Genomic DNA, 14236 nt, shown 5'->3' on the forward strand with positions numbered 1-14236 from the left:
AAAGAGATATTTTATCTTTTTTGATTTATTTAATGATTTTAATTTATGATTCATTATTCTTATTTTTCACAAAACAGTGTAATTCATTTATCTTCTGCTTATTCCGATGAAGATATTGAAAACGATAGTTCTACTTCTTCTTATGGTTTTGGTGGAAGTGGGACTGGTTCTGGTTATTATGGGGGAGGTGGATCTTCAATTAGAAGTAAAACTCCTGTTCTAGATAATTTTGGAAGAGATTTAAATTCAATGGCCATAGAAGGAAAGTTAGATCCAGTAGTAGGAAGAGACCAAGAAGTTGAACGTGTATCCCAAATATTGAGTAGAAGAAAAAAAAATAACCCTCTTCTTATAGGAGAGCCTGGTGTAGGAAAATCTGCAATTGCTGAAGGATTAGCATTACGCATTGTACAAAAAAAAGTTTCTAGAGTGTTATACAATAAAAGAGTGGTTGTGTTAGATTTAGCAAGTTTAGTTGCTGGAACTAAATATAGAGGGCAATTTGAAGAAAGAATGAAAGCTATTATAAATGAATCAGAAAAAAATACAGGATTAATTCTTTTTATAGATGAAATTCATACTATGATTGGAGCAGGGGGTACTACAGGTTCATTGGACGCTTCTAACATATTTAAACCTGCTTTAGCAAGAGGAGATATTCAATGTATTGGCGCAACTACACTTAATGAATATAGACAATATATAGAAAAAGATGGAGCTTTAGAAAGAAGATTTCAAAAAATTATTGTGCAACCTTCTTCTGAAAAAGAAACTATAGAAATTTTAAAAAAAATAAAAGGGAAATATGAAACTCATCATAATGTTCTTTATACAGAAGAAGCGATCAAAGCTTGTGTCCATCTTACTGGACGATATATTGTAGATCGTTTTTTACCTGATAAAGCAATTGATGCTTTAGATGAAGCGGGGTCTCGTGTTCATATAAAAAATATAAAAGTTCCACAGGAAATAGTTCTTTTAGAAAAAGAATTAGACAGTATTCGAAAAGAGAAATCTAAAGTTGTTAAAAGTCAGAAATATGAAGAGGCGGCTCGTTTGCGAGATACAGAAAAACGTATAGAAAAACAATTAATCAAAGCCCAAAAAGAATGGGAAGAATCTTCTAAAAAAAATAAAGAAATTGTATCAGAAGAAAATGTTGAAGAGGTAGTATCTATGATGAGTGGAGTTCCAGTAAACAAGATTGCTCAAGCTGAAATGAAAAAATTGAGCAAAATGATGGACATATTAAAGGAAAAAATAGTAGGGCAAGATGAAGCTGTTGAAAAAATAGTAAAAGCTGTTCAAAGAAACAGAACTGGATTGAAAGACCCTAATTCTCCTATAGGTTCTTTTATTTTTTTAGGACAAACAGGAGTAGGAAAAACTTATTTAGCAAAAATTTTTTCTAAAGAGTTATTTGATTCAGAAGAATCATTAATTCGCATAGATATGAGTGAATATATGGAAAAATTTTCTGTATCTAGATTAATAGGAGCCCCTCCAGGTTATGTTGGTTATGAGGAAGGAGGACAATTAACAGAAATTATACGTCGTAGACCTTATTCTGTAATATTATTGGATGAAATAGAAAAAGCGCATCATGAAGTATTTAATATATTATTGCAAATATTAGATTATGGATGTGTAACAGATAGTATTGGTAGGAAAATAAATTTTAAAAATACTGTAATTATTTTTACTTCAAATGCAGGGACACAACAATTAAAAGAGTTTGGTCAAGGGATAGGGTTTCATACTCAGGCAAGAAAGTTTAATAATCATATTAAATATGTACTAGAACAAGCTTTAAAACGTACTTTTTCTCCTGAATTTTTAAATAGAATAGATGATATTATTATTTTTAATTCTTTAACAAAAGAGGACATATCGAAAATTACTCGTATAGAATTAGGTAAAGTGATTCTTCATGTATCCAATTTAGGGTACAAATTGGTATTGTTTCCTGAAGTCATAGACTTCATTCAAAAAAAAGGATTTGATCAAGAGTATGGAGCACGACCTTTAAAAAGAGTAATAGAAAAATTTATCAAAAATCCAATATCAGAATATATAATTAGTGAAAAATTAAAAAAAGGAGATCAAATTTCACTAAAAATGAACACAAATAATGATAACGTGGAAATTATGATTTGTAAAATCAAATGAATTTTTTTTCAAAAAAAATAAGAATTATTGAAAAAATATTAAATTTTTTATACCCTAATCCAATTAGTACTTTATATTATATTAACGAATATACTTTACTAATATCTATAATATTAACTGCCAAAAGTAAAGAAAAAAAAGTTAACGAAATTACAAAATTTCTATTTAATAAGATAAATTCCCCTATGGACACAATTCGTCTTTCTATTGAAAATATAAAAAATATTATAAAAAATATAGGACTTCATAACAAAAAATCCAAAAATATTTATGATTTATCTGTTATTTTGTTGAAAAAATATAATGGAATTGTACCTAAAAACATTTCTGAATTAAAATCTTTACCTGGAGTAGGACACAAAACCGCATCTGTTTTTTTATCTCATGTATCTGATGAGTTCGTCTTTCCTGTGGATACTCACATTCATAGAATGATGTTTCGTTGGAGGTTGAGTAATGGAAAAAATGTTAAACAAACAGAGATAGATGCAAAATGTGTTTTTCAAAAAGAAAACTGGAGAAAACTACATTTCCAAATTATTGCTTATGCAAGAGAATACTCCCCATCTCAAAAATGGGACTCCAAAAAAGACATTATATACCAGGAATTATTAAAAAATAATTTAATTTAAAAAGGTAAATCATCGAAATCATCAGAAGACAAAGAAGGAGATGGAGTAGAAGAAGTCTTATTTGAAGTTCCTGTTCCTTCAAAATAATGTTCTATTTTCCATCCTTGTATAGAATTAAAATATCTAACAATTCCTTTTGGGTTTGTCCATTCTCTTCCTCTAATATTAATAGAAATTTTTATCTTATCTTTTAATTTTATATTCTTTAATAAATCCACTTTGTCTTGAATAAATTCAATTAATACATTTTGAGGATATGGTTCTTCAGTGGTAATAACTATTTCTCTCTTTTTAAATCCGCTATCAAATTTTTGAACATCAAATAATTTTTTGACTATTCCTATAATTTCCATGAAGATTAAAATTTATTTTTTTTACTATTGTTCTTTTTTTTAAGAGTTTCTCCAATTTGATTAGAAATATTAAATGAAGTGATCATATTATTTAACATTTCACTAGCTGATCCTGGTGTATTAGGTAATAAAATCAAATTAGTGTTTCCACTTTCTCCCATAGATTGAAGAGTATCATAATGTTGTGTGACAACAATCAAAGCGGAAGCTTCTTGTGAATTAATTCCTACATTATTTAATACTTCTACTGATTCTAAAATTCCTCTAGCTATCTCCCTACGTTGATCTGCTGTTCCTTTTCCTTGCAATTTTTTACTTTCAGCTTCTGCTTTAGCTTTAGCTACAATTTTTATCCTATCAGCTTCTGCTTGATATTCAGCCGCAACTTTCTCTCTTTCAGCTGTATTAATGCGATTCATAGCTTGTTTTACTTGTTCATCTGGATCAATGTCTGTAACTAATGCTTTAATTATAGAATATCCATAATCTAACATAGACCCTTCCAATTCTCCTTTAACTGCTAAAGCTATATGATCTTTTCGTTCAAAAACATCATCCAAACGCATTTTTGGAACTTCAGCTCTTACCACATCAAATACATAAGAAGTGATTTGAGCATGAGAATTATCCAATTTATAAAAAGCTTCATATACTTTATCCTTAATTACTTTAAATTGAACTGATACTTTCACTTTAACAAAAACATTATCTTTTGTTTTTGTATCTACTAACACTTCCAATTGCTGAATTTTTAATGTAAGTTTTCCTACTATATTATCTACAATGGGGATCTTAAAATTTAATCCAGCATAGCGAATGCTGTGAAATTTTCCCATTCTTTCAAGAATTGCTGCTGTTTCTTGATTCACTATAAAAATAAAACTAGAAAAAAAAGATAAAATTAAAAGAGCTAATATTCCATAAAATAGTAAACCGAAAATACTCATATATTAAAAATTTTTATAAAAATCCTAGTTCTAAACGAGCTTCCTCGCTCATAAATTCCCTACTCCAAGGTGGATCAAATGTTAAAACTACATTTACTTCTTTTATTTCTCGTATAGATTCAACTTTTTTTTTTACTTCTAAAGGTAAACTTTCTACTACTGGACAATTAGGCGTAGTTAAAGTCATTGTTATTTTCACTTTTTTTCCGTAAACTTGAATATCGTAAATTAAACCTAACTCATAAATGTCTACTGGAATTTCAGGATCATATATACTTTTTAACACAGAAATAATACGATCTTCTAAAGGAAAATTTTCATTATTCATTTTTTTATTTCTTTATTAAAGCTCCAAATTGATCAAAATAGCGAATAGGATAACCTAATTTTTTAATCCCAGGTAATATATCATTCGCTTTTCCAACAATTATAATCCTTCCATTTTTTGTTAAGAAAAACTTACGGCATGATTGATATATATCATCTATAGTAACTGATTCTATTTTATTCAAATAATTTTTGTAAAATCCATTTGGAAGATTATTTTTTAATTCACATATAAAAAGATCACTAATCCTATTAGGATCTTCGAAATCAAGAATAAACTGACCACTCAGTTCTTTTTTTTTGATATTTAATTCCTCCAAAGGAATTTTTTTTTCTGTTATTTTCACAATTTCTTTTATGATATCCTTTATAGCATTTTCTGTTACTTTACTTCTTACTTGAGTGTAAACTGAAAAATAACCAATATTTTTATCAGATTTTAAAATAGAATATGCTCCATATGTATAAGCCTTTTTTTCTCTAAGATTTATAAATAAACGACTTTGAGCTCCTCCTCCTAAAATTCCATTTGCCAACATAGAAGAAAAATATTCAGGATCATTTTTCTTTAAGCAAATTGGACCACCAAAACAAATAGAAGATTGCGTTAAAGAAGGAATATCTACTATATCTATTTCTATCTTAGATGGAAGAAAATATTCTTTTGGAACAGGGCTATCTATGTATGACTTTTTTTTCCATTTAGAAAAATAAATAGAACATAATTTTTCTACTTCTTTTTTAGAAATATCTCCTATGAAAGAAAGATAGAATATATTCGGGATATAATATTTTTCGTATAATTTTTTTAAATCATGAAGAGTAATATTTTTAATTGTATCATGAGTTTCGTATTCTCCATAAGGGTGATTTTTTCCAAAATATAAAACATTTCTAACCCTTTGTAAAATAGCATTTGGATCCTTTTCTGAAAGACTAATATCTGTAATTCTTTGTTTAATTATTTTATCTAATTCTTTGGAATTATCAAATTTACTATTCATAAAAATATCACTTATTATAGATACAGATTTATCTATATATTTTTTCATAGTAAAAATAGATGTTTCAGAAAAAGAAGTATATAAATTACACCCCATATAATCAATAATATCGTCTAATTCTTCTTTCGTGTAATTTTTTGTTCCAGAACGAAGCATGTGACCAAAAACTTTTTTAATTCCAGCCTTATCTTTTTCCAAAAATGGTTTACAGTCTAATTCTAATCCAACCCGAACTAAAGGAAGTTTATGGTTTTCAACAATCAGAACTTTTAACCCATTTTTCATTTGAAAAAACTGAGGTTTTTCAATATTTATAGTAGTTTTTCTTTTGAGAGATTGAGGGGGGGTATTACGATTAAATGTATGAGAAAACATAATTATTGTATGAAAAAAAATTATTATAGCAAAGATAATTTTTACAAAAAATTTATTGAATTTATTGATTTTTGTTATTATTATTTGGAACATTATATAAACGAACTCTATTATTTTTATTAAAATATTTATTAGAAACTCTTTTTATATCTTCTATAGTTATTTTTCTATATTTTTCTATATCAGTATTAATTAAATTAGCGTTATGATAATACAAATGATAATGAGATAAATTGGCGGTTATTCCACTCATAGAATAATTGTCAGAAATAAACTTTTTCTCAAAATAATTTATTTGTTTCTCCAATTCATATTGTGTTATTCCTTTTTCCTTTAAAACATTTATTTCTTCATCTATCCCCTTTGTTAATTCATCTAATGTAACTCCTGGATTTATTAATCCATATATAATGAAAATACCATAATCTTCCATGGAATCTAAAAATGAACCAGCATAAGAAGCTATTTGTTTTGTATTTACAATATTTTTCATAATACGAGAACTTTCTCCAGAAGACAATACATGATCAATAATTTTTAATACATAAGAGTCTTTATCTGTAAGTTTGGGGACTCTATATGATAAGAACACTCCAGGGACTTTGGTATTTTTATCTATATAAGTATGAAATATTTCTTTTTTTATTGGTTCTTCTTCTATTTTTAGAATACCAAAATTCATTTTTCCTTTAGGAATAGATTCGAAATATTTTTTTATCAACATTCTAGCTTCATTCATATTAAAATCTCCTGATACAACTAAAACAGCATTGTTTGGAACGTAATAAGTTTTGTAAAATTCTTTATAATCTTTTTCTGTTGCGGTATCTAAGTCTTCATCGAAACCAATAACTGGATATTTGTATGGATGTTTTTTGAATAATAAAGAAGGAATAATTTCCGTAATCGATTTTACATATGGCTGATTTTCCACACGCATTTTTTTCTCTTCTTTTACTACTTCTCTTTGTACATTAATGCTTTCCTCATCAACTTTGGCATGAAGCATTCTTTCAGACTCTAACCATAGAGCTAGTGGAAGCCGATCAGATGGTAATATCTCGTAATAACAAGTCTCATCATGATTTGTATAAGCATTATTTTTTCCTCCATTAGAAGCTATATACTTAAAATATTCTCCTTTTTTAATATTTTTAGATCCTTCGAACATAAGATGTTCAAAAAAATGAGCAAAACCAGATCTACCAGGGGATTCATTTTTACTTCCTACATGATACAAAACAGAAATAGAAACTAAAGGGTTCGTATTATCTTGGTGTAAAATAACATGTAGTCCATTTGACAGTTTTTCTTCGAAAAACTTAATTTTATATAATTCCTGGTTATAGTTTAAGTTCTTGGAATATAAATGATTCAATAACATAATTGATGATATTAAGAAAAATAGGGAAATCCTGTTCATGAAACAAAGTTAAAAAAAAAGAAATTTACGAATTTTTTTATCCAAAAAATGGAATTTTTTCCTTTTATTTTATTTTTGTGGTATATATTAATTCATTATGGATTATGATTGATAGTATGAGAAGAATTTTGTTTTTTATTTTTATTTTTTCTTTTTTTTTGGTAGGGGAAGGAAAAGGAGAAGCAGAATTAAAGAGTGACATAATAAAAGGAGATATTAATAATGGAGTTGAACTTTTTAAAAAAAATTGCACAGCATGCCATTCCATAGATTTAGAAAAAAAAATGATAGGTCCGGCTTTACATGGGGTCACTGAAAAAAGAAATCGTAAATGGTTACAACAATGGATTAAAGATAATAAGTCTTTAAGAGAAAGCGGGGATAAAGAAGCTTTGGCTATTTATAAGGAATATGAAAATGTAGAAATGAATTCATTTCCTCAATTATCAGAAAAACAGATAGATGATATATTATATTTTATAAAAAATCCGGATTTAATAAAAAAAAAAGAAAATGAAACACACGAAGTAAATCATGATGAAATAGATGATTCTGAAAAAGAAGAAAAAAAATTTTTAGTAAAACTCATTATTTTTTGTTTTTCTATTTTATCTTTAATTCTAATTTGGATTTTATATAAAATCCAAATTCTCGTAAAATTAATCAATGAAGGAGAACGAAAGGCTTCTGCTTTTAGTAGAAGAAATTTTATAATCAATTTTCTTTACGAAAAGATATTAGGAAATAACAAGAACAAATGGTATTTGTTTTCTTGTTTTACGGGTTTTTTTTTGTTGTTGGGGTTATATGAGATTTGGAGTTCTCTAATGAAAATAGATGTAAATAAAGGATACAAACCTGAGCAACCTATTCATTTTTCTCATAAAATTCATTCTGAAATTAATAAAATTGATTGTCAATATTGCCACTCTTCTGCAAAGTATGGTAAAGTATCTGGAATCCCTTCAGTTAATGTTTGTATGAATTGTCATATTACTATTAGTGAATATAATGGAGATTATTTGGAAAAGGAAAAAAGTAGAGAAGAATATAATCAAGAAATACAAAAAATATATCAAGCTGTAGGATGGGATCCTGAAACAAGAAAATATTCTAAAAAAACTTATCCCGTTAAATGGATCCGTGTTCATAATATGCCAGATTTTGTCTATTTTGATCATTCTCAACATATCATAACAGGAGAAAAAACAATAAAAAAATTTAAAAAAGTAAATTTAGTTTGTAACGCTTGTCATGGAGAAGTACAAAAAATGGATACAGTGGAAATGTTTAATGATTTCACTATGGAATGGTGTATTTCTTGTCATAGAAACGTAGAAATAGATAATAATAATCAATATTATAAAAAATATTTTCCTAATGAAAAAAAAGATAAAATAACTGTTGACATGGTAGGAGGCACAGAATGCGCTAAATGTCATTACTGAAATAAAATGAAAGCGATTAATAAAATTATTTATTTATTATGAAATCAAACAAAAAAGGAAAAATATTTGAATATAATCCCATCAAAAATATTCTTAAAGGAGAAACATCTAGACGTGATTTTCTTAAATGGTTGGGATTTAGTACTGCTTCAGTTACTTTATCCGCTTGTAAAGGTCCAGTAATTAAATCGATTCCTTATGTTGTAAAACCAGATAATATAACTCCAGGTGTTCCGAATTATTATGCATCAACTATGATCGACTCTTTCGATATAGGAAGTGTTTTGGTAAAAACGAGAGAAGGTCGTCCTATAAAAATAGAACCGAATTTTGATTCGGAATACTTCAATACAACTTCTGCAAGAATACAATCTTCTTTGTTGTCTCTTTATGATGAAGAAAGATTAAAAAATCCTTTTTTAAAAGGAAAAGAAAGTACTTGGAAAAAAATAGATAATTATGTGATTCGGCATTTAAAGCATTTATCTAAAACAAAAAAAGATATAATTTTTCTTTCTCATTCTTTTCCAAGTTTTTCCACAAAAAAATTAATTCAAGATTTTAAGAAAAAATATCCCGATACTAAATGGATTACTTATGATCCTATTTCGTATTCTAAAGCTCTAGATGCTTCAAAAGAAATATTTGGAGTCCGCGGCTTTCCTGTCTTTAATTTGAATAAATCAGAATTAATAATTTCATTTGATGCTGATTTTTTAGGAGATTGGAGTCCAGAAAATATGGCGAAATCTTATGTTCATAATAGGACCCCCAAAAAAAATATGATGCAACATATTCAAATAGAAAGCAACATGACAATAACTGGAGCAAATGCAGATATTCGTTTGGCGAGAAAGCCTTCTGATATAAAAAAAATGTTGTTTGAAATTTTTCAAAAAATTTTTTTTGGAAAGAATTCTAATGATAAAAATGTGGATAAAATAGCATCATTAATAAATAAAATGGGGTCTAAAAGCGTTATTTTTGCCGATGGAGATCAAGAATCTTATGAATTATCTTTTTTGATTAATAGGAAAATTAATAGTCTTGCATTACAAGAAAATAAGTACTTCTTTTCGAAAGAAAGTAATGATGATGAATTCGATAATTTTTTAAAAAATTTAGAGACAGGAAATATTGGAGGTTTATTTATTCACAATGTAAATCCTATTTATAGTCTTCCATTATCTATTTATGAACAAGTAAAAAAATTTATAAAAAAAATACCTTTAACAGTTTCTTTTTCTATAAACAAAGATGAAACCAATGAAGTTATGGATGTGTTAGCTCCTGTTCCTCATTGGTTAGAAAGTTGGGGGGATACTTATCCTGTAAGTAATATTTATACATTGATTCAACCTACTATTCAACGCATTTTTAATACAAGACAATTTCAAGATTCTTTAATTATTTGGGGAGAAATGAAAGAAAAAAATTTTTATGAATATTTAAAGAAAACTTGGATAAAAAATATTGTACCTAAATCTAATGTTTCTTCTTTTAATGAAGCTTTATTTCATGGAGTCGTAAAAATTATAAATCATAATAAAATTTCAAATAATTATTCGAATAACAATAAGATAAAGATACAAGAATATGAAAGAAAAAGAGTAAACAAAAAAATAGAAACAAACTTTGAACTCAGATTATACACTAAAATTAGTATGGGGGATGGTTATCAGCATAATAATCCTTGGTTACAAGAACTTCCAGACCCTATTACACGTAGTACATGGGATAATTATTTAACTATATCATATTTTGATGCAAATAAAATGGGATTGAAGAATTGGAACTCCGGTGATGGTTCTTTAAATGGAAACTGTGTAGATTTAATTAAAAACAACAGAACAATAATTCAAAATATTCCTGTTTTGATTCAACCCGGACAGGCTATAGGATCCATAGGTTTAGCTTTTGGTTATGGGCAAAAAAAAGGAAAATTATCTAAAATCGTTAATGGGAAAAATGCTTACAGAAGCTATGAAAATTTTATGAATGTACAAAATAATATACAGATCAAAAAAATAGATAAAGTACATAAATTTGCTTGTGTACAACTACATCACACAACAGTAGGAAGAAATTTAGTTAGGGAAACCGATTTAGAGAAATTTTTGAACACACCAAAAGAAGTTTGGAATGAAAAAGAGAAAATTTTAACTCACGAAGGAATGGTTTCTCCAGAAAAAATTTCTATTTGGAGGCAAAATCACAACAAAAATAATAATAAAAGTAAAGAGAAAAAGAATGGACATCATTTCAATTTATCTATAGATTTAAATGCTTGTATTGGATGTGGAGCTTGCATAATTGCATGTCATTCTGAAAATAATGTTCCTGTCGTAGGAAAAGAGGAAATAGAAAAATCTAGAGATATGCATTGGTTACGTATAGATAGATATTATTTTCCGGATCAAGAAGAGAACAATAATAATAATGAAGAAAATCTTTATCAAAATCCAAAAGTATCTTTTCAACCTATTATGTGTCAACATTGTGATCATGCCCCTTGTGAGACAGTATGTCCAGTTGGAGCAACTATTCATGGTAAACAAGGTCAGAATATGATGGTTTATAATCGTTGTGTGGGGACTCGTTATTGTGCAAATAATTGTCCTTATAAAGTTAGACGATTTAACTGGTTTAATTATGTTAATAATCAAAAATTTGATTTTAATATGAATAATTCTCTAGGAAAGATGGGGTTAAATCCAGATGTTGTGGTTAGAACTAGAGGGGTAATGGAAAAATGTTCTTTATGTATACAAAGAACACAGTACGTTATAGGAGTAGCAAAAAAAGAAAATAGAGAAATTAAAGATAAAGAATTTGAAACTGCTTGCAGTATTTCTTGCCCTACCAAAGCTATAACTTTTGGAGATACTAACGATTCTACAAGTCTTATTTCTGAGAAAATAAAAAATTCTAGATCTTACAAATTATTAGATTTTATAGGAGTAAGACCCAATGTATCTTATCAATTGAAAATTAGGAACAAAAAAAATGAAATAGATAAAATGAAATAGATAAAATTATGTTAAATCATAACAAATCTTCTATAAGAAAACCTTTGATTTTAGGGAAAAAAACATATAAAAATATATCCGATGACATATTAAATCCTATAAAGAATAAAGCTGGAAATTTATGGTGGATATCTTTATTGATTTCTATTTTAGCTTTTTTGTGGGGATTGGGATGTATTTTTTATACAATTGGAACAGGTATAGGTGTGTGGGGCTTAAATAGAACAATTAATTGGGCTTGGGATATTACCAATTTTGTTTGGTGGGTTGGAATTGGTCATGCTGGGACTTTGATTTCAGCTGTTTTATTATTATTTCGACAAAAATGGCGTTTATCTATTAATCGTTCAGCAGAAGCAATGACAATTTTTGCAGTAATCCAAGCTGGATTATTTCCTATAATTCATATGGGAAGACCATGGAATGCACATTGGGTATTACCTATTCCTAATCAATTTGGAACTTTATGGCCTAATTTTAATTCTCCTTTATTATGGGATGTGTTTGCAATTAGTACTTATTTTTCTGTTTCTACAGTTTTTTGGTTTATGGGATTAATTCCTGACTTTGCAATGATACGAGACCGTGTTTCAGATCCTTTTCAAAAAAGAATATATAGCATTCTTAGTTTTGGATGGGGAGGGACATCAAAAGATTGGCAAAGGTTTGAAGAGGTCTCTTTAATTTTAGCTGGTCTATGCACTCCATTGGTTTTTTCTGTGCATACCATAGTTTCTTTTGACTTTTCAACTTCTGTAATCAAAGGTTGGCATAGTACAATATTTCCTCCTTATTTTGTTGCAGGAGCTATATTTTCAGGGTTTGCTATGGTCCAAACTTTATTAGGTGTTGCAAGAAAAGTTCTTTCTCTAGAAAATTATATTACCAGAAATCATATAGAATATATGAATATGATTATTTTACTAACGGGGGGGATTGTATTACTGGCTTATATTTCAGAATTTATTCTTGCTTGGTATTCAGGAAATCCTTTTGAAAAATTCATTTATTTTTCTGTAGAAGCATCTAAAGGTCCTTTTTGGTGGGCTTTTTGGGCTTTGATTATTTGTAATGTTATTATCCCGCAATTTTTATGGATTAAATCTGTACGAAGAAGTTTTTTTTGGTCTTATTTTATAGCCATTATTATAAATGTTGGAATGTGGTTTGAAAGATTTGATATTATTGTCCTAAATCTTAGTCATGATTATCTTCCTTCTTCTTGGACTGGTTTTGTCCCTTCATTTGTAGATGTAGGGATTTTTATAGGAACTATTGGTTTATTTTTTATCCTTTATTTATTATATATACGTGTTTTTCCTGTGATTTCACAATCGGAATTAAAAACAATATTAAAATCAGATCATGATAAAAAATAATGAAATGAATAATACATATGCATATGTACATGCATTATATGATGATGATCATACTCTTATAAAAAGTATAAAAATTATACAATATCATAATTATGATATACATGAAGTTTATTCTCCTTTTCCTATTCATAATTTGACTAAAGTGTTAAAATTAAAAAAAACAAATTTATCTTTTTTGTCTTTTATATATGGATTATTAGGTTTTTGTATGGCTTGTGCGTTAACTTGGTATACTATGATCTGGGATTGGCCTCAAAATATTGGAGGAAAGCCCTCTTTTTCTTGGATAAGAAACTTGCCTTCTTTTATTCCTGTTATATTTGAATTATCAATCTTTTTTTCTGCACATTTTATGTGTATTACTTATCTGATTCAATGCAAATTATTTCCAGGACGTGTATCAAAAAATCCGGATCCCAGAACTACTGATAATATGTTTTTGGTAGAAATTTATACGGAGAAAAATGACAATAAATTAGTAGATCTACTAAAAGAAAATGGAGCAATAGAAGTAATTATAAAAAAATAAATAAGTTGAGTTATGAATAAATATTTTTATAAATTTATTACCTTAAACATAATTTCATCAGTATTTTTTTTAGAATCTTGTTGGTTTGATAAAACTAAACCCAACGTGGTGTATATGCCAGATATGTATTATTCAGAAGCATATGAACCTTATTCTGATCCTGATTTTAATAATCAGAATAATAAAAAAATAAAAATTCCTTTATTTAAAGAAAAAACTTCTTCATTATTTCCAGTAAAAGGAACTATTGCTAGAAATTATTCGTTTTATAATTTGACAGATTTTGAAAATAAAGGATTAAATGATTCAAAGGGTATCATTAAAAATCCATTGAAAAACAATCATTTAGAAAAAATGGAAGATTTAATAAAAGAAGGAAAAAAATTATATCAAATTAATTGTTCTATATGTCACGGAAAAAATGGAGATGGACAAGGAGAATTGGTAAAAAACGAAAAAATTTTAGGAGTTCCTAATTATAAAGATAGAGATATGACCATTGGAAGTATTTATTATGTTATTACATATGGAAAAAACAATATGAGTTCTTATGCTTCACAATTAAATGAAATAGATAGATGGAGAGTATCAGAATATGTTATGTTTTTAAAAAAAAAATAA

General features: G+C 27.3%; 12 protein-coding genes. 7 read left to right on the top strand and 5 right to left on the bottom strand.

Annotated elements, in window-relative coordinates; translation table 11 throughout:
• The first annotated feature begins 45 nt into the window (after positions 1–45).
• A complete protein-coding gene (locus H0H54_RS00250; protein WP_185863294.1) occupies positions 46–2169 on the top strand; it encodes an ATP-dependent Clp protease ATP-binding subunit in 2124 nt (707 codons plus the stop codon).
• Positions 2166–2801, top strand: a complete 636-nt coding sequence (locus H0H54_RS00255; RefSeq protein WP_185863295.1) for an endonuclease III domain-containing protein — start codon at positions 2166–2168, stop codon at positions 2799–2801. The genes H0H54_RS00250 and H0H54_RS00255 overlap by 4 nt, the downstream gene beginning before the upstream one ends.
• On the opposite strand, the gene H0H54_RS00260 is transcribed toward H0H54_RS00255, so the two are convergent.
• The 5 genes from H0H54_RS00260 to H0H54_RS00280 all read right to left on the bottom strand — a co-directional run bounded on the left by H0H54_RS00260 (position 2798) and on the right by H0H54_RS00280 (position 7191).
• Positions 2798–3154: a DUF3127 domain-containing protein gene (locus H0H54_RS00260; protein WP_185863296.1), complete on the bottom strand. Its 357-nt coding sequence runs from the start codon at positions 3152–3154 to the stop codon at positions 2798–2800. The two genes, H0H54_RS00255 and H0H54_RS00260, sit on opposite strands and share 4 nt — an antisense overlap.
• A 5-nt stretch (positions 3155–3159) precedes the next feature.
• The gene (locus tag H0H54_RS00265) at positions 3160–4101 is read right to left on the bottom strand and encodes an SPFH domain-containing protein (RefSeq protein ID WP_185863297.1); all 942 of its coding nucleotides are present in this window, start codon (positions 4099–4101) and stop codon (positions 3160–3162) included.
• 13 nt (positions 4102–4114) lie between these two features.
• Positions 4115–4429: an iron-sulfur cluster assembly protein gene (locus tag H0H54_RS00270; protein ID WP_185863298.1), complete on the bottom strand. Its 315-nt coding sequence runs from the start codon at positions 4427–4429 to the stop codon at positions 4115–4117.
• A 4-nt stretch (positions 4430–4433) separates the two neighbouring features.
• Positions 4434–5807 carry a M16 family metallopeptidase gene (locus H0H54_RS00275; RefSeq protein ID WP_238784780.1) on the bottom strand — a complete coding sequence of 458 codons (1374 nt, stop codon included), beginning with the start codon at positions 5805–5807 and terminating at the stop codon, positions 4434–4436.
• 61 nt (positions 5808–5868) lie between these two features.
• Positions 5869–7191 carry a M16 family metallopeptidase gene (locus H0H54_RS00280; RefSeq protein ID WP_238784781.1) on the bottom strand — a complete coding sequence of 441 codons (1323 nt, stop codon included), beginning with the start codon at positions 7189–7191 and terminating at the stop codon, positions 5869–5871.
• Positions 7192–7346: 155 nt separating this feature from the next.
• On the opposite strand from H0H54_RS00280, the gene H0H54_RS00285 reads away from it, so the two are divergent.
• Genes H0H54_RS00285 through H0H54_RS00305 form a run of 5 tightly spaced genes read left to right on the top strand, consistent with a single transcriptional unit; the run spans position 7347 to position 14236 of the window.
• Positions 7347–8678, top strand: a complete 1332-nt coding sequence (locus H0H54_RS00285) for a c-type cytochrome (RefSeq protein ID WP_185863515.1) — start codon at positions 7347–7349, stop codon at positions 8676–8678.
• 38 nt (positions 8679–8716) lie between these two features.
• Positions 8717–11707 (top strand): 4Fe-4S dicluster domain-containing protein, encoded by a 2991-nt coding sequence (locus H0H54_RS00290; protein WP_185863301.1) that lies wholly within the window; start codon positions 8717–8719, stop codon positions 11705–11707.
• 8 nt (positions 11708–11715) lie between these two features.
• Complete coding sequence (gene nrfD / locus H0H54_RS00295; RefSeq protein ID WP_185863302.1) at positions 11716–13086, top strand: NrfD/PsrC family molybdoenzyme membrane anchor subunit; 1371 nt, start codon at positions 11716–11718, stop codon at positions 13084–13086.
• Positions 13073–13615 carry a DUF3341 domain-containing protein gene (locus H0H54_RS00300; protein WP_238784783.1) on the top strand — a complete coding sequence of 181 codons (543 nt, stop codon included), beginning with the start codon at positions 13073–13075 and terminating at the stop codon, positions 13613–13615. The genes nrfD and H0H54_RS00300 overlap by 14 nt, the downstream gene beginning before the upstream one ends.
• Positions 13616–13627: 12 nt before the next feature.
• Positions 13628–14236, top strand: a complete 609-nt coding sequence (locus H0H54_RS00305; protein WP_185863303.1) for a c-type cytochrome — start codon at positions 13628–13630, stop codon at positions 14234–14236.

The sequence above is a fragment of the Blattabacterium cuenoti genome (assembly GCF_014251815.1).
Taxonomy (GTDB): Bacteria; Bacteroidota; Bacteroidia; order Flavobacteriales; family Blattabacteriaceae; genus Blattabacterium; species Blattabacterium cuenoti_E.

Excerpts from the sequence above, each read along its gene's own strand:
- H0H54_RS00250 (WP_185863294.1), top strand. The coding sequence starts at position 46 with ATGATTCATTATTCTTATTTTTCACAAAACAGTGTAATTCATTTATCT.
- H0H54_RS00255 (WP_185863295.1), top strand. The coding sequence starts at position 2,166 with ATGAATTTTTTTTCAAAAAAAATAAGAATTATTGAAAAAATATTAAAT.
- H0H54_RS00260 (WP_185863296.1), bottom strand. The coding sequence starts at position 3,154 with ATGGAAATTATAGGAATAGTCAAAAAATTATTTGATGTTCAAAAATTT.
- H0H54_RS00265 (WP_185863297.1), bottom strand. The coding sequence starts at position 4,101 with ATGAGTATTTTCGGTTTACTATTTTATGGAATATTAGCTCTTTTAATT.
- H0H54_RS00270 (WP_185863298.1), bottom strand. The coding sequence starts at position 4,429 with ATGAATAATGAAAATTTTCCTTTAGAAGATCGTATTATTTCTGTGTTA.
- H0H54_RS00275 (WP_238784780.1), bottom strand. The coding sequence starts at position 5,807 with ATGTTTTCTCATACATTTAATCGTAATACCCCCCCTCAATCTCTCAAA.
- H0H54_RS00280 (WP_238784781.1), bottom strand. The coding sequence starts at position 7,191 with ATGTTATTGAATCATTTATATTCCAAGAACTTAAACTATAACCAGGAA.
- H0H54_RS00285 (WP_185863515.1), top strand. The coding sequence starts at position 7,347 with ATGAGAAGAATTTTGTTTTTTATTTTTATTTTTTCTTTTTTTTTGGTA.
- H0H54_RS00290 (WP_185863301.1), top strand. The coding sequence starts at position 8,717 with ATGAAATCAAACAAAAAAGGAAAAATATTTGAATATAATCCCATCAAA.
- nrfD (WP_185863302.1), top strand. The coding sequence starts at position 11,716 with ATGTTAAATCATAACAAATCTTCTATAAGAAAACCTTTGATTTTAGGG.
- H0H54_RS00300 (WP_238784783.1), top strand. The coding sequence starts at position 13,073 with ATGATAAAAAATAATGAAATGAATAATACATATGCATATGTACATGCA.
- H0H54_RS00305 (WP_185863303.1), top strand. The coding sequence starts at position 13,628 with ATGAATAAATATTTTTATAAATTTATTACCTTAAACATAATTTCATCA.